Source organism: Marinobacterium nitratireducens (assembly GCF_014645375.1).
Lineage (GTDB): Bacteria > Pseudomonadota > Gammaproteobacteria > Pseudomonadales > Balneatricaceae > Marinobacterium_A > Marinobacterium_A nitratireducens.
On the sequence record NZ_BMLT01000012.1, the window covers coordinates 1 to 16203 of the forward strand.

The following is a 16203-nucleotide window of genomic DNA, read 5'->3' on the forward strand; positions in this document are numbered from 1 at the left end:
CGATATCGATACCGGCGACACCCTGACCCTGAGTACCGGCACCCTGCCCGGCTGGCTGCACTTTGATGCCAGCACCGGCACCTTCACCGGTACCCCCACCAACGGTGATGTCGGCACCACGCCGGTCACCGTCACCGCGACGGACTCCCACGGCGCATCCGTGTCCACCACCTTCGACCTGGTGGTCAACAACACCAACGATGCCCCGCTGCTGAAGCCAATTGTCAAGGTTTTCGTCGACGAGGACGGCACCACGGTCACAGGCCAATTACACGCCTCCGACCCCGACGTCGGCGATCACCTGAGCTACAGCCTTGCCCGTCCGGTCAGCGGCCTGACCCTCGATGCCAACGGCTCCTGGTCGTTCGACCCGGGCCATGCCGACTACCAGCACCTGCACGAGGGGCAGCAGCAGACCCTCAGCATCCCGATCACCGTGACCGACAGTGCCGGTGCCCGGGATACACAGGACCTGGTGATACACCTCACCGGAACCAACGACGCGCCGGTCCTGAGCCTGACGCAGACAAGCCATGCCACGGGTACCCTGCAGCAGAGGGATATCGATACCGGCGATACCCATACCTTCAGCACAACCGCAGGCACGGGCCTGTTCGGCAATCTGACGGTCGACCCGGACACCGGCGCCTACAGCTACACCCAGAATCCATCCGTGGCCGGCATGGCACTGGACAAGGCAACCGGTAACTACAGCGGCACCGACGTGTTCGAAGTCCAGGTAACCGACCATCAGGGGGGCGTCGACACCCTCTACGTAAGCTTCCACGCGCAAGCGCAGGTTTCGGCTCCGGTCACACCCGGCGGGCAGCCAACGATTATCACGTCGGTACCCGGGCCGGCGGTTATTACCACCTCCATGCCTGCCACAAGCAGCGCGGTTATGACGCCGCCCGTCAATAACGTGACCATCGACCTGGCGGTCTCGAGCGACAGCGGACAGTCTCAGTCGGACAATCTGACCCGGGATACGACGCCAACACTCACCGGTACCACGGACATTCCGTTTTCCCGGGTAGACATTCTGGACGGCAACCGGGTGGTTGCGACCACTACCTCCGATGCCAGTGGTCATTACCGGGTCGATAGCGCGGCGCTCACAGACGGAACCCACAACCTGGTCGCCGAGGCCACCGCGCCCTCGGCGACCCAGGCGGTCAGTTCCGGCACTCTCGATATCAATATCGATACCACTGCCCCGGTCCCGACCCTCGCGGTCGATGCCATCACCGCGGACAATGTCATCAACGCCTACGAAGCCGGCGGCAGCGTCGACGTTACCGGTACCGTCGGCGGCGAGTTCAACGCCGGTGACAGCGTCACCCTGTCCGTCAACGGCAGCCGCTACACAGGTGCTGTCGATGCCGCCGGCAAGTTCAGCATCGCCGTGCCCGGTTCGGATCTCGCCGCCGGCAGCCAGGTACAGGCGTCGGTCAGCACCACCGATGCCGCGGGCAACTCCGCCTCGACCAGTCTCGACCACGGCTATGCCGTCGATACCGGGGCCCCGGCGTTGACCGTCAATGCCGTGGCGCTGACCAACGACAACACCCCGGACATCACCGGCACCACTGACGATCCGGGCGCGACCATCAGGGTCAGCGTCGGCGGCCACACCTATACCGCCACCAACCACGGTGACGGCACCTGGACCCTGCCCGGCAGCCAGCTCACCTCGCCGATACCGGACGGGGCCAGCAACCCGATCGCGGTTACCGCCACCGACGCCGTCGGCAATAGCGCCCAGGCCTCGGCCACCGCGGCCATCGATACGACACCGAGCGGACAGCCAACGATCGTCACCCCGGTTAAATCGCCGATGATGACAAGCAGCGGAGCCCATGGCCAGTTCGGAGCTGTCGACCCCGATATCGGCGACCAGCTCCAGTGGGGGGCACAGGATATCGGGCAGCAGCACCCCAGCTCCGGGAGTACCAGCGGACACTACGGAACCTTCACCATCGATCCGCACACCGGAACCTGGAACTACCAGACAGACCAGAACCGCTTCCCGCAAAACTCGGCAGGTTCGTTTACCGACAGCTTCCTGGTCAAGGTGACCGACCAGCAGGGTAACACCGACTACGAGCGGGTCGATATCGTGGGCAACTACGAGAACGTCAAACAGGGCCAGGGACATAGTTTCGGCAACGTTCATTTCGAAGCACATATCACTCATGTCGACACCAGCCAGGTTCAGGACCCGTCGCTTATCGCGTCCGCGGACGAGGCCCAGGAATCGGACATTGAGGAAGCGAACGTCATGCTGCGGCCCGACCCCAGCGCTGACGTACCCGGGGATTCCTCAACCCAGGGTTCCGGATCGCCACTCGACGACTACCTGCAGTTTGCCAGCCCGGCGCCGGCTACGCCTGCGGATGAGACAGCCCCGTCGCCGCTTTCGGATTATCTCGACAGCGCAGGTGTCGACACGGCCGCCGCGCCGCCCCATGACCCCGGCGCGGACCCGGCCACCCAGGACCCGCTGCTGCAGCCCGATGTCGAGCTACATCCCGCGCATGAAAACGCCGACACCTCGGCCGACCATAGCGTCGATGTGCCGCTCGATCCGGATATTCAGCCCGCTGTCGACGATCAGCACCATAATGAACAGGGTGTGTAGCTCGCAGAACCCAGAAGGAATGACCCGCCGGCGTCAGCGGACCCGGCGGATACCGGATTCAATCAAGGACCCGATATGACAACGAGAATCCACAGCATGAGGCCCGATATACTGGCGATATCCTGCGCCATTCATGTGCTGGCGCTGGCATTGCCGATGTCGCTGCTGCAGATCTACGACCGCATCCTGCCAGCGCAGGCGTTCGGCACCACCACCGTACTGGTGATCGGCGTGGCGATCGCGCTGCTGCTCGAAAGCTTCCTGCGCTACGGCCGCAACGCCCTGTTCGCCCACCTGGGCGCCCACTACGAAGCCGACACCCGCCTGCAGATCGCCGACAAGCTGCTGCACAGCGACGTTCGGGAAGTGGAGCGGCGCGGCGCGGCCTGGATCAACGATGCGATGCGGGCCATTTCGGTGCTGCGGGATATTCGCACCGGCAACGCCTCGGTGGCACTGTACGAGATTCCCTTCGTCTTCATCTATCTGGGTATCATCGCCTACATCGGCGGCTGGCTGGCGCTGATTCCCCTGTCCCTGTTCGCCATCGCGCTGTTCGCCAACCTGATCATCAAGCGCGCGACGGAGCGGGAAATCGCCGCCCAGGAGCAGGTCGACGGCGAACGCCGCAACCTGCTCTGGAGCGTCTTCAGCGGACTCGGGTATTTCAAGACCCTGGGAATGGAGTCCATGCTCGGCCATCAGTACGCCCGCATCAATGCCGGATACATGGAGGCAAGCACGAAACTGCAGTCGACCACCGCCTGGGTCCGGGAGCTGTCGACCATGCTGAGCCAGATTTCTACGGTGCTGATCGTCGCCTTCGGCGCGCTCGAAGTCATGGCGGGTACCCTCACCACCGGCGCCCTCGCCGCCTGCTCGATGCTGGCGGGGCGCTCCATAGGTCCGGCGTTTGCCGGGCTTTCGTACCTCTCGCGCCTGGCCCAGGCGTCGGATGCCCAGAGGCGCGTCGACGAGCTCATGACACTGCCGCCGGTATCCATCGGCAGTACCCGCGAGACACCGCTGGCGACGGTCACCAGCGGCGAGATCCGTCTCGACGCAAGCTACACCGGCAACGAGGAACAGATCGCCACCGGCGAGATCGTGCAGCTGGTATCCGACGATTATCTGATGCCCTCCCGGCTGCTGTCGGATATCGCCGGCTTCTCGTCCATCGAGCCCGGCCAGATCAGGGTCGACGGGCATTCGATCACCGACTTCGCGACGGATGCCTACCGCGCGGCGGTGGCGCTGGTGACCGAACGCCCGGCGCTTTTCTACGGCTCGATCCTCAACAACATGACGCTGTTCGACGCCCGCTACAACCTGCAGATCCGGGAACTCAGCGATCAGCTGGGGCTCGACGCCTACCTGTCGACGCAGCGTTACGGCGTGCTGACAGACGTCGGCCCCCTGTCCGCCGCCGATCGTATCGACAGGGGCGTGGCACAGCGCATCGCACTGATCCGTGCGCTGGTCCGCAGTCCCCGAATACTGCTGCTTGACCACGCCGACAGCGGCCTGGATCTCGATGGTCTCAAGCGTCTTGCCACCCGGCTGGAAGCGTTGCGCGGCCACACTACCGTGCTGATTGTCACCAACAAACCGCAGATCGCCGCTATCTGCGACCGTACGCTGCAACTGACCGGAGACAGCACCCATGGATGAGGATGCCGTGAAGAGCACTGGCGGTAACGCTTACTGGAGCGAGCCCGAGCGCCTGCGCCAGTTCGAGGAAGTACTGGGTCAGACTCGGCTGCAGCGGTCGCCTATCGCCCGCTGCCTGCCGGCGCTCATGGTCTCGCTCGACTGGTTCGGTGCTCCGCAATTGCTGGCGTCGCGCCTTCCTCCGGCCAACGAAGCGCTGGACTTCGACGCTCTGCGCGACCTGATGACCGGCATTGGCTTTCGCTGCGACCGGCTTGGGCGTCACGGCGGTACCGGGTCCAATCGCCATCTTCCGCTCGCGACCCTGGCGCTGGAAAAAGAACGCTGCCTGCTGTTTCTGGGAGAGCAGGACGGTCGCTACTGGTGGTTCGACGGCACGGAACTGCTGCCCGACTGGGAGCCCGGGAACGCCACCCGCCTCTACCGTTTCGCGCGGGACCCGGCATTCGTACCGCCGGACGCACCGCAGCAGAAATGGCTGGCAGGTCTTGTGGCCCAGGTACGCAACGAGTTCACCGGCATTGCCGCGATCAGTCTCGTATCCAATATCCTGTTGCTGGCGATTTCGCTGTTCACCATGGTGGTCTACAACGACATCATTCCGTCCGGCTCCACCACCACGCTCTGGAGCCTGGTGCTGGCAGCGATGATCGCGATTCTGGGCAGCGCCGTTTTGCGTATCGGGCGCACCCGGGTGCTGTCGTCGATGAGCGGCTGGGCCGGCGATCGTATCGGCGCCACTGTCATGCGCAAAACCCTGGGGTTGCCGCTGGAGACCTCTACCCGCCTGGGCACCGTCAACAACGTGACCCGCATGCGCACGCTCGAGAACATACGCCAGTTTTTCGGCGGCGGTGCCGGCGCTTCACTGATCGACTACCCCTTCGTACTGGTGTTTCTGGTCGTGATCGCGCTGCTCGGAGGCTGGATTGTGCTGGTGCCGATTTTTGGCATGATACTGCTCTTTGTCGCGGCGAAATTGCTGCATTCACTGATCGATACCCGCTCGCGCCGGGTCGGTCGGCTTACCAACCGGCTGCAGGAGGAACTGGTCGGTATCACCACCAACCTGCGCGCGCTGCAGGGCATGAAAGGCGCCGACAACTGGTTACGGCGCTTCGCGGATCTCTCTGCCCAGGCGGCCGAAGCCAACCGCGACCTGTCGCTGGCCAATGCCTACCTGCAGAGCGTCGGCCATGGCCTTGGCATGCTGACCGTGCTCGCGACCATGGGCATCGGCGTGGTACTGGTGCTGGAAGGTGTCATGACCACCGGCGGGCTTATCGCGACCATGATGCTGATCTGGCGAGTGACCACGCCGGCACAGCAGTTCTTCATGGCCAGCATCAATCTGCGTCAGCTGATCGATGCCACTCAGCAGCTCGACCGACTGATGAACTCCATCGGCGAGCGCCTGCAGCCGCACATGGTCTCGCCGGTCGACCAGCTCGAGCCGAGAATCGGCGCCGACCGGCTGTTCTACCGCTACGCCGGCGAAACCGACGCGGCGCTCAACGGTATCAGCTTCGAAGCCCCGGCCGGCGCCCGGATCGCCGTCATCGGGCCTAACGGCGCCGGCAAGACCACACTGCTGCAATGTCTGGCCGGGCTGCGTACCGCCCAGAATGGACACGTCACCCTGGCCGGACGCGATATCCGCCAGTTCGACCCCAGCGACTACCGCGCCTGGATCAGCTATTTTTCCGATGAAACGCCCCTGCTGCCGGTGACCCTCAGAGAGTTCTTTCTGCTTCGTGATCCGGCCGCCGATGACGACAAGATCTCGGCAGCCATCGAGCGCGTCGCCGGATCGCAGTGGTGGACCCTGTTCGACGCAGATTCGGTGGAAGCGGCGCTGGAACAGCGACTCGATCCCTGGCGCCTGGATCAGAACGGACTGGGATTACGCCGGCTGATCGGTCTGTCCGTGGCCCTGCTCAACGAACCTGCCTTGCTGCTGCTCGACAATCCCAGCGGCGGCGTCAGTCCCAAGTTCGATGCGCGACTGCTGCCACTGCTGGATGAGCTGCACGGCAAAACCACGGTGATTATCGCCACTCACCGCCCCGATATCATCAAGGGCGCGGATATGGCATTGATTCTGGACCACGGCAACCTCGCCCACTTCGGGCCGGTGAATCAGGAAGAGCAGGCAACGGCGCCTGAAGTCGTACTTGAAGGAACCCCGACATGAACAAGCCCACCCCCGACATCACCTCGCTGGCCTTCGGCGACAACCGCCCGGTCCGGGACATCGCCACCCTGCTGGACAACGGTCAGATGACCAGCCCCCTGCGGCGCCTGCTGCTGCTTATCGTGCTGCTGGTACTGGTTTTCCTGGTCTGGGCCGCGCTCGCCGAAGTCGACGAACTGGCACGGGCGCGCGGCGAGGTACAGCCGATCACCGGCGCCCAGCTGGTGCAGAGCCAGGAAGGCGGCATGCTGACCGAAATCCTGGTACGCAAGGACGAGTTTGTCAGGGAAGGCCAGCCGATCGCCCGCTTCGCCGCCACCGACCTGCAGCGTGACCGGGCCCAGGCGCTTACCCGTCAGGCTGCAGTGCAGCTGGACCTGGAGCGCTGGGGTGCGATCGCCGAGGATCGCGAGCCCGACTTTAACCAGTTCGACCAGTATCCGGTGCTGATGACCGAAGGGCGCGCCCTGTACGAAAACCAGATCCAGCTGCAGGAAGCCAGAACCGACGCAAGGCGCCGGGCGTTGGAAGAACGCAAATCCAGTCTGCAGGGACTCGAAACTCAGTTGCCGGCGGCCAAGGCCGAGCTGGCAGCCGCCGTCAATGTGCTCAACCGCACCAAGGAAGCGGCGGTGCGAGGCCTGGTCCCCAAGATCCGCCTGGCGGAATCCGAGGAACACACGGCCAGCACCCGACGTCAGGTCAGCCAGCTGGAAGCCCAGATCGAGGACGCCCGCAAGGCGATCGCTACTTCCGAAGCGGAGCTGCAGTCGACCATCAGCGAATTCCGGTCGCAGGCGCGGGAAGCCCGCAACGAGCTGGTCGAAAAGCTCGACGAGCTGCACGCCGAGATCGTCGCGCTGGATACCCGACAGGGACGCAGTGAAGTGGTATCGCCGGTCGATGGCTTCGTTCAGGAGATCCCGCAATCGGAAGCCGGCGCGGTTATTGCCCCAGGCGGCACCGTCGCCCAGATCATTCCGAGCGACAGCGGCCTGCTGATGGAGGTAATGGTATCGCCGCGGGATATCGGTTTCGTCGAACCTGGCCAGGCTGCCAACATCAAGATCGATGCCTTCAACTACAGCCGCTTCGGCTCCCTGGAAGGCAGCGTGAAATCGATCTCGCCAACCGTATTCCGATCCCAGCCGGACAGCCCGCCCTTTTACAAGGTACAGCTGGAGCTGGCGCAGGAGTATGTCGGCAGCGACAGCCGCCACCGCCTGATTCCAGGCATGACCGGTGAGGCCGATATCGCCACCGGGCGCAAGAGCGTGCTGCAGTACCTGCTCAAACCGGTGTTCATCACCGCCGACACCGCTTTCCACGAGCGTTGATGGACGGAGCGGAGCCAATGCCGGCTCCCGGTCTGCGGGCGAACCGGAAGTCAGACCAGATCCTATTCGCCCGCAGGCCGTGCTCCTGCGATAGCGGCTCTGCAGTAGGACCAGCGTTCCTGCCCTGCCTGCTGATGCTGGTAACGGCAATGCTCGGGGGCTGTAGCAGCTATGCGCCGAACCCCGGCGAGACCGGTTATCTTACACGCGTCCAGTCCCAGGTGCAGGGCAACGTCAGAGTGGAAACCGCGGTGCTGTCCCGCGCCGAAAGCCGCCGGGTGTTCGGCGTCGATCTTGGACTTAGCCAGATCCAGCCTGTCTGGATCAGCATCGAGAACCGTGACCCGCACCCGTACTGGCTGATCTCGTCGGCACTGGACCCGGAGTATTTTTCGCCGCACGAGGTGGCCTACAGCCAGCGGCGCTGGCTGCGCAAGAACTTTAACGATGCGCTGGAGGCGTATTTCGCCAGCACGAGCTTCTTCAACCCCATCCCGGCCGAGTCGACCCATTCCGGCTTCATCTTCGTCAATCTCGACGAAGACGAAAAAGAACTGGACGTCGACCTGATCAGCAGGCACGAGACCAAGTTCTTCGATTTCTACGTCGAGCTTTCCGGGCTCAAGGCCCATTCATTGACGCGCGCCGAATCGCTGGTTCCGGAGTCCGACAAGGTCGACCTCGACGAAGCCGGCCTGAAGGAGGTGCTGCAATCACTGCCCTGCTGCACACGCGGCCAGCACGGAGAAGTCAACGGAGATCCGCTCAACCTGGTGATCATCGGCGATGCGTCCCAGCTGTTTCCGCCCTTTGTCCGACGCGGCTGGCACTATTCCGAGGAAAGCTACCTGGGTTCCGTTTGGAAGACCATCAATTCCTTCCTGTTCGGCAAACACTACCGATACTCCCCGGTAAGTTCGCTCTACTTCCGGGGCAGGAAGCAGGATATCGCGTTGCAGAAGGCCCGCGGCACCATCCACCAGCGCAACCATTTGCGACTCTGGATCACCGACTACCGTTACAACGGCAAGGATGTCTGGATCGGCCAGATCAGCCGCGATATCGGCGTGCGCTTCACCCTCCGTTCGCCGACCCTGACCACGCACAAGATCGATCCCGATATCGACGAGACCCGCACGGCCTTCATCGAGGACATGCTGTTCTCCCAGGGCCTTTCCAGAATAGGTTTCATCGAGGGCGTCGGCGCAAGGTCGCCCAGCGCACCGGGCGAAAATCTGACGGGCGACCCCTACTATACCGACGGTCTGAGGGCGGTACTGGAGTTCGACTCGCGACCGAACAATATCGAAGACGTGCGCTTTTTCGACTGGGCCTCACCGCCGAAAAGGAAAGTTTACGTCGACTAGAACCGCGCATCGGTGACGCCGCCGCTCTCCCGGAACTGACAAGAGACAAGACAGCGGCTAACCGCTACGCGGAAGCCGAAATTCCGGTGCAGGAACCCGGTCTTGGCCGAGCCGGATGCAAGACCTGCGGGTAGCAAGCACAACCTCATTCGCCCACAGCACCCGCGCCAGTGGGTCTGTCACCAGATCCTCGTGCGTTTCTCGGGCGCTCTCCACATCGGATCATCGGCACCGATATCGAACGCCTCGAAAAACGCGTCCAGATTGACCAGAGGGCCCGTAGCCCGCAGCGGACTCAACGCATGGTAATCGGTTTTGGCCAGCTCCCGCACACGTTCCGGCCGCGCCTTCGACATCCACAGCTGCGCCCAGCCGATAAAGCAGCGTTGCTCGGGACTCAGACCATCGATATCAGCGGGCCGCCCCTGCTTCGCCATGGCGCGCTCGAGCGCGTTGTAGGCCAGGGTGATGCCGCCAAGGTCCGCAGTGTTCTCGCTGATGGTCAGGGCTCCGTCCTGCACCACGCCGGGCATGACTTCGTATTCGTTGAACTGGTCGATCAACTGACCGGTGCGGCGCTCGAACTCGGCGGCGTCCGCCGGTGTCCACCAGTCACGCAGATTGCCTGCGGCATCGAACAGGCGGCCCCGGGAATCGAAACCGTGGGTCATCTCGTGCCCGATGGCAGCGCCGATGGTGCAGTAGTTGACGGCGATATCGAGGTCGGGGTTGTAGAATGGCGGCTGCACGAAGGCGGCGGTCACCTCGATGGCGTTGTAGTTGCCCTGATAGGCGGCGTTGACATCAACGGGCGTGGTTTTGCCGGGCACCGCGAAATGGTCGCGCCGTACCGGCTGCCCGAGCAGTTCCAGATTACGCCTGATGGTAAATTCAAGCGTGCGCTGAACGTTACCGAGATAATCGTCCCTCGCCACCCTGACGCCGCTATAGTCGATCCAGTCGTCGGGGTAGCCGACGTCTACCTGCATCGCATCGAGCTTGGCGAGCGCCTCGCCGCGGGTCCGCTCGGTCAACCACGGATTGGTTGCCAGGCGCTCGCGAAACTCGTCCTTGATATGGCCGACCATCTCTTCGACCTCGACACGAGTGGACGCTGGAAAGTAGCGCTCGACGTAGAGTTGCGACAGCGGGTGGGCCAGCAACGCCCGCAGCTGTCCAATGACCTCCCGCTCCCGCGGCAGCGAGGCGTCGAGCCCCTTACGCTGACGAGAGAATGACTCGCTGGCTTCCCGGTAGGGCGTCGACAACAGATCCGCGCCGTTGCGAAGTATTGTCGCCCGCTGCCAGGTCGCGATCTCGGACGCCGGGCGCTGCGTCAGCATCCGGTTGAGCGCCCCCAGGGCCCTGGGCTCCCTGACAATAAGCGTTTGCGGCGGCGTCAGACCCAGTGACCGCATCATGATCTCAAGGTCGATTGTGTTCAGCGCCGCATCGACCTCGTCAAAGTCTATCTTGTTGTAGAACGCCCTCGGATCCGCCGCCTGCAGCGGCGTCAGAGTTGCGTTGGCCAACGCGGTTTCGATATCCAGTACCGTGCGCGCACCGGCCCGTGCCTGCACTTCGCTGTCGCCCGCCAGCCGAAACAGCTCGGCGAGAAATCCGAGATAAAGATCACGTATCCCCTGCGCCGAGTCGTCAAAGTACTCATTGCGATTCAGGCCGAAGGTGCCGGGAGCCAGATAGAGCGCATTGATGTCGTTCTGCAGCAAATCAGGACCCACCGCCAGGTTGATCATCGACGAGCCGCCGAAGACCAGCTCGTGCCGGGCCACCAGTCGCGCCCTCGTAGCCGGTGCGGAGACGTCTGCGGCCATCATCAGGTCCTGCTCCAGTGGCTCCAGGCCAAGCGCATCCAGCCGATCGAGGTCCATCGCCGAATTGTAGAAATCCCCCACCAGCTGGCCGGGACCTTCCGAGTCCGGCGACTGCGCCGCCTCGTGCACGATGGTCAGCAGTTTACGGTCGACCTCATTGGCTAGCAGGCTGAAGCCGCCAACCCCGCTCTGGTCGGCGGGTATTTGCGTGCGCTCCAGCCAGCCGCCGGCGGCGTAATGATAGAAGTCCTCGCGCGGATCGACGTCGCGATCCATGTTTTCCACCGAGAAACCCAGCGGCGCTTCGTTCTGCACCGACTCGCCGGTTTTGACGTCACCGCCGCCGCAACCCACCAGCCCCCCCAGTCCCAGGATGCCGATCATCGTTCGGATTCGCATCTTTACCTCCGCCCCATCGATTCGACGCAGCCCTTAGGGCCGTCAGGATTCGTCCGCCGTCCTCGCTTGAAAATAGGAGCCGCCGCTGTCGGGCTCGGCAATCAGGCTGCTGACCTCACTGCAGAGCGCATCCCGATGATCGGCATGCTCGGCCAGCAGCACGCCGAACACCATGCCATAGTTACCAAGAAAGGCGCCGTTCCAGATGATGTGTTCTTTGTCGGTTAACTCACCCCAGTTCTCCGGCTGCAACTCCAGCATAGCATCGCGATATTTCTCCATATCGAGCTCCACATCTTCGCACAGGTCCACCGCCACGCTGTGATACGCCAGGTAGACCAGTTTCGAGGCGGCGTCCTCGGAGAAATGTCGCAACAGTGTCTCGTTGACGACCTCCCAGGCCGCGCCTTCATGCCCGGCAAAGGCGGCATCGTCCTGCTGAGTATCCCCGTCGTCCAAAGCGGCGGTGCTGCAACCGGCCAGCAGCAGCGCACCGATCCCGAATAGTACTGACTTCATCGTTCTTCCCTCCTAATGGAATTCCCGCCGGGTCCAGCGTGCGCTGTAACCAGAACCCGCCTGGTAACACTGGCGCAAATTGCGGTAGCAGGTGACGCCGCGTTTCGGGTGCCACTGCTTGGGACGATTACTTCGATGCCGGTCATCGTCGTGCCGATAGCGGTAGCTGCCATGGTAATGATGATCGCGATCTCCATGTCGGCCTTGCTCGTATCTGTGGCCGTAGCGGTGATCGTCCTGGTGTTTCTTTTTGTCCTTGCGATCCTTGTGCGCCTGTATCGCCATCGTGCCGATAATCACGGCGGTAATTGCGGCGGCGGCACCTGCCGCTTTCATGTTGTCGTCATCGTCGGACTCTGCCCGAACCGGCATCGCATTCAGGCTAGCGAGCACCAATGACACGGCTAGAATCGTACTGAGTAAAGTTCTCATCTTTGACCTCCGTTGAGTTCTGAGCGCCCCTCCTGGAGCCATCTCGAACAAGGGGTAACGCGGGCCTACTGAGCAGGGCTGCAAATACCGTTGGCCCCGCCCGGCGCCGTGTAGGACACATCCGCCGAACTGTCGGGCATCAGTGTCAGCGATATGGTCACGCCGTCTTGCTTGCCCTCGTAATAGGTATCGCTGAATTTTTTCATATCGGTTTCGTTACCGTTGATATAGATCGGCCCGCCTTTGGCGATGTGGACGTCGATATCGCCGGGACAGCTGTAATTGAGCAGCGGAATACCGCCGGACTGCTCTGAGCCCGCGGCAGGCTGGCAGATGCCATGGGCGCCCCCGGATCCTGTATAGGACACATTCGCAGTACCATCGACGTTCAGACTCAGCGAGATGGTGACGCCGCTGCCTGTGGCCTCGTAATAGGCGTCACTGAACTTTTTCGTTTCGGCTTCGCTGCCGTTGATGTAAATCGGACCACCTTCGTCAGTATGCAGCTCGATATCACCCGGACAGCTGTAGTTGAGTAAAGGGATACCCTCAGCCCGGGCACTCCCTGCCCATATCCAGCCAAGAGCGAACAGCAGAGCAAACAGCAACGTTTTTGTCATGGTCGTGTTCTCGATATCGGTCGATGGGGAATGGTGCCCCTGTAAGGGGGCCGCCGGTAGCGATGCAAAAAGGGTCTGTGCTTTCACCCGGCTGTGCATGGTTCAGCCGCCGAACAGCAAAGCATCGGGGATTTCGTAGCGTTCGACCCCGCCGATCCGGATCAGCGTCAGGTCGCCGCTGCGCTCGAACGACAGGTCGAGGCCGGGATCGGTACCGACCGGCCGGCCTTCGCGAAAATCGAGATAGCGTTCGCCACCCGTTGGCAGCGTGATCCAGACGCTGGCGGTGCCATTTTCACCGCGGGATACCCGGAACGCACAGCTGCCGGTCGGCTGGCCAGCGGCCGTCGAGCAGGGCACGACACCGCTTGCCTGGCGGCCGTCGGCCCCCGGAGGCGCCGATTCGACCAGGTAGTGACCGTTGACCCAACCGGAGAAACGCTGCTCGTCTCCGGCCTCGATGCGGCACCAGCGGGACGTGCCGACCATGGTGCAGCCGAGGTTGCGAACCCGGTCGCCATTGGCGAGCCCGCCGACGACCGGGTTGGCGGTGCCCGCGCCGGCACGCACGTTCAGCGTATCCCCGGCAGCGACATTCGCCACGGCCCAGTAGTCGGGGCCTCCTGCAAGACCGTCTGCATAATCGGCTGTGGGCTGGAGCTGCGCCAGTTCAGCATCGCCGATGCTGACCGACAGGCGAAAGTTCGCGGCCTCGTCGCGGCGGGCGGCACTGCGCATCAGGTACACCCGGATGCGATAGTCCCCATCCGCAGGCAGGACGCCTTCGTAGTGATTGCCCGCGTTGGAGCCGATATGGATGGCAGCAGGGTCATTGCCCTGCATCAGATTGAAATAATTGGCGTCGTTGCTGGTTTCAAGGGCGATACGGATCTGCTGGCCCGATTTGGCCCGAAGAAGATAATCCTTGATGGTATCGCCTGACAGCTTTCCTTCGATGACAGCGCCGCTGCTGCCTGTCGCGAACTGAACCCGCTCTTCGACGATATCGGCGGCTGAGAGTGAATCACAGGCAAATATGGCAAGCAGGGCCAGAATGCGCACGGTTCTCAAGGCAGTAACTCCCTGTGTCGACTAAAGACTAAGGGACTGCTATCCGGATACACCCGAAACCCTCGGTGGATAAAAAGAAGCGTAGACGAGAATCCGGAGACCGCGCCTGGCCTTTCACATTCGCGTTTCGGGCAAATTCAAACAACATCAATCCGGGTGAGCACCCATTTCCTCGGATTCGAGAATCTCCGTTTCGGCTTGCGCCGACTGCTCCCACTTCCCCACCGCATCCAGCCCCAGTATCTGATGCATGTAGGCTGTCGACACTTCGGACACCGCAATGCCGTAGGTCCGGAAGCGAAAAACAACGGGAGCGAACATGCAGTCTGCGATAGAAAATGCACCAAACAGCCAGGGACCTGCGTCCGCATAGCGCTGCCGGCATTGCGACCAGATCCGGTCGATTCTGGCGATCTCCCTTTGCAGGGATTCGGTCAGCTCCACCTGTCGCCCAAGCGCGCGGCAGTTCATCGGCAACCGGTTTCGGACCTCGGGAAATCCCGAGTGCATTTCAGCACTGACCGCCCTTGCCTGCGCCCGCGCCTCAGTCCCCCGGGGCCAGCCCTTACCGTCCAGGTAACGCTCGGAGACGTATTCGCAGATCGCCAGCGAGTCCCAGACCGTCAGGTCGCCGTCCCGCAGCACCGGCACCTTGCCTGCCTCGCTGAAAGCGGCGATACGGGTAGCCGTATCGGGCAGGTCCAGCGGGATCCGCTCTTCGTCGAACTTGATACCGTGGTAGGACAACAGCAGCCAGGGGCGCAGCGACCAGGACGAATAGTTCTTGTTACCGATAATGAGTTCCATTATTACCCCTTGCAGCAAATGCCACGACCGCCATCAAGAATAGCCGATGACAGCTACCCGGGCCTGGCGATGTTCATGCCGATGTCATGGACTTGACGCCGTCAAAGCTGCTAGAACTGAATACTGTTCAGCCAGCGACACAAGACACCCTGGTTATGGCGCCGTGAGGCCCGAATTCGTTCCGCCCGCGAAACGAGGAAACATGGAAGATGCGTAAACTGATCCTGACTCTTGCACTATCCCTCGGTTTTACGGCCATCGCCGCGAAAACCCCGTTCTGGGGCGATACCGAACCACTGCCACCGAACACTCCGGCCGAGCAGATCGGCGACGGCCAGTTCACCTGGATACCCGACCTGGCACCGCACGGCCCCATTGCGGTGGTCGTCAGCCTCGACGAGCAGCGCGTCTATGCCTATCGCAATGGCGTCGAGATCGGTGTCAGCAGCGCCAGCACCGGCAAGCACGGACACGAAACCCCAACCGGCGTTTTCCAGACCCTGCAAAAAGACAAGGATCACCACTCGAGTACCTACAACAACGCGCCGATGCCCTACACCCAGCGTCTGACCTGGGATGGCATTTCCCTGCACGCCGGTGGCCTGCCCGGCTATCCCTCGTCCCACGGCTGCGTACACCTGCCGTCGGAATTCGCCCGACTGCTGTTCGAGGCCTCCCCCATGGGCATGACGGTCGTCATCGCCAACGAGCACTCGGCGCCGCAGTCCGTCGCCCATCCCGGCATGCTGATGCCCGTAGACACACTTTCCGGCGAATCCCGCGAGAATACTGCGTTGAGTGATATGGAAATCGAACACTGGTCTCCGGAAAAATCGCCCGAAGGACCGATCAACATCGTCGTCAGCGGCACCAATCAGCGCGTTGTTGTACTGCGAAACGGTGTCGAGATAGGCCGGGCCCGCATCGAAGTCGTCAACCCGACGCTTGCGCTGGGTACCCATGTTTATGTAGCGGGCCACCATAACCCCGGCGATACGGTGCCCTGGCATGCCGTCGGGTTAATCGGTCACGAAACCGACGAAGACCATCAACTGGACGTCAGCAGTATCGAGCGTCTGCGCCTGCCGGAGCGTTTTACCGCCCGCCTCCTGCCTCTGATCGAATCAGGCACCACCTTGCTGATAACCGACGGGGCCATCTCGACCGACACCCACGCCGTCGAGATCCAGGTGGTCAATTCCGATCCTCCCCATGAGGACATCAGCTCCTGAAGCGGGGCTCTGTCATAGGACCATTTCGCTTTTCACTCGGGCAGGCCGGAAACGGCCGCCCGCTTTCACCGCACCCTG

The 16203-nt window shown here is 62.6% G+C and carries 12 protein-coding genes; 6 read left to right on the plus strand and 6 right to left on the minus strand.

What is annotated here, in order from left to right:
- The 5 genes from IEX85_RS19575 to IEX85_RS19595 form a co-directional block, all read left to right on the plus strand.
- Positions 1–2641: cadherin-like domain-containing protein (locus IEX85_RS19575; RefSeq protein ID WP_188862319.1), on the plus strand; the 2641-nt coding region annotated here is incomplete at its 5' end.
- 75 nt (positions 2642–2716) lie between these two features.
- On the plus strand, positions 2717–4312 hold the full coding sequence (locus tag IEX85_RS19580; RefSeq protein WP_188862320.1) for an ABC transporter transmembrane domain-containing protein: 1596 nt from the start codon (positions 2717–2719) through the stop codon (positions 4310–4312).
- Complete coding sequence (locus tag IEX85_RS19585) at positions 4305–6506, plus strand: ATP-binding cassette domain-containing protein (protein ID WP_188862321.1); 2202 nt, start codon at positions 4305–4307, stop codon at positions 6504–6506. The genes IEX85_RS19580 and IEX85_RS19585 overlap by 8 nt, the downstream gene beginning before the upstream one ends.
- Entirely contained in the window at positions 6503–7843 is a 1341-nt protein-coding gene (locus IEX85_RS19590; RefSeq protein ID WP_188862322.1) for an HlyD family type I secretion periplasmic adaptor subunit, read from the plus strand. The genes IEX85_RS19585 and IEX85_RS19590 overlap by 4 nt, the downstream gene beginning before the upstream one ends.
- 149 nt (positions 7844–7992) lie before the next feature.
- A complete protein-coding gene (locus IEX85_RS19595; RefSeq protein WP_188862323.1) occupies positions 7993–9210 on the plus strand; it encodes an LssY C-terminal domain-containing protein in 1218 nt (405 codons plus the stop codon).
- A 179-nt stretch (positions 9211–9389) separates the two neighbouring features.
- Here IEX85_RS19595 and IEX85_RS19600 read toward each other — a convergent pair whose 3' ends face one another.
- The 6 genes from IEX85_RS19600 to IEX85_RS19630 form a co-directional block, all read right to left on the minus strand.
- Positions 9390–11444 (minus strand): M13 family metallopeptidase, encoded by a 2055-nt coding sequence (locus IEX85_RS19600; RefSeq protein ID WP_188862324.1) that lies wholly within the window; start codon positions 11442–11444, stop codon positions 9390–9392.
- A gap of 42 nt (positions 11445–11486) precedes the next feature.
- Positions 11487–11963: a hypothetical protein gene (locus tag IEX85_RS19605; protein ID WP_188862325.1), complete on the minus strand. Its 477-nt coding sequence runs from the start codon at positions 11961–11963 to the stop codon at positions 11487–11489.
- Positions 11964–11975: 12 nt separating this feature from the next.
- Positions 11976–12395: a hypothetical protein gene (locus IEX85_RS19610; RefSeq protein WP_188862326.1), complete on the minus strand. Its 420-nt coding sequence runs from the start codon at positions 12393–12395 to the stop codon at positions 11976–11978.
- 65 nt (positions 12396–12460) lie between these two features.
- Entirely contained in the window at positions 12461–13102 is a 642-nt protein-coding gene (locus tag IEX85_RS24065; RefSeq protein WP_229722021.1) for a hypothetical protein, read from the minus strand.
- 15 nt (positions 13103–13117) lie between these two features.
- Positions 13118–14077, minus strand: coding sequence for an SH3 domain-containing protein (locus IEX85_RS19625; protein WP_229722031.1), 960 nt, complete (start codon positions 14075–14077; stop codon positions 13118–13120).
- A gap of 156 nt (positions 14078–14233) precedes the next feature.
- A complete protein-coding gene (locus tag IEX85_RS19630) occupies positions 14234–14893 on the minus strand; it encodes a glutathione S-transferase family protein (RefSeq protein ID WP_188862328.1) in 660 nt (219 codons plus the stop codon).
- Positions 14894–15102: 209 nt separating this feature from the next.
- Between IEX85_RS19630 and IEX85_RS19635 the strand changes: the two genes are divergently transcribed.
- A complete protein-coding gene (locus IEX85_RS19635) occupies positions 15103–16125 on the plus strand; it encodes a L,D-transpeptidase (protein WP_188862329.1) in 1023 nt (340 codons plus the stop codon).
- Positions 16126–16203: the final 78 nt, after the last annotated feature.

Bases quoted from the DNA above. Each gene is read 5' to 3' on its own strand.
- IEX85_RS19580 (WP_188862320.1), top strand. From the start codon at position 2,717: ATGACAACGAGAATCCACAGCATGAGGCCCGATATACTGGCGATATCC.
- IEX85_RS19585 (WP_188862321.1), top strand. From the start codon at position 4,305: ATGGATGAGGATGCCGTGAAGAGCACTGGCGGTAACGCTTACTGGAGC.
- IEX85_RS19590 (WP_188862322.1), top strand. From the start codon at position 6,503: ATGAACAAGCCCACCCCCGACATCACCTCGCTGGCCTTCGGCGACAAC.
- IEX85_RS19595 (WP_188862323.1), top strand. From the start codon at position 7,993: ATGCTCGGGGGCTGTAGCAGCTATGCGCCGAACCCCGGCGAGACCGGT.
- IEX85_RS19600 (WP_188862324.1), bottom strand. From the start codon at position 11,444: ATGCGAATCCGAACGATGATCGGCATCCTGGGACTGGGGGGGCTGGTG.
- IEX85_RS19605 (WP_188862325.1), bottom strand. From the start codon at position 11,963: ATGAAGTCAGTACTATTCGGGATCGGTGCGCTGCTGCTGGCCGGTTGC.
- IEX85_RS19610 (WP_188862326.1), bottom strand. From the start codon at position 12,395: ATGAGAACTTTACTCAGTACGATTCTAGCCGTGTCATTGGTGCTCGCT.
- IEX85_RS19630 (WP_188862328.1), bottom strand. From the start codon at position 14,893: ATGGAACTCATTATCGGTAACAAGAACTATTCGTCCTGGTCGCTGCGC.
- IEX85_RS19635 (WP_188862329.1), top strand. From the start codon at position 15,103: ATGCGTAAACTGATCCTGACTCTTGCACTATCCCTCGGTTTTACGGCC.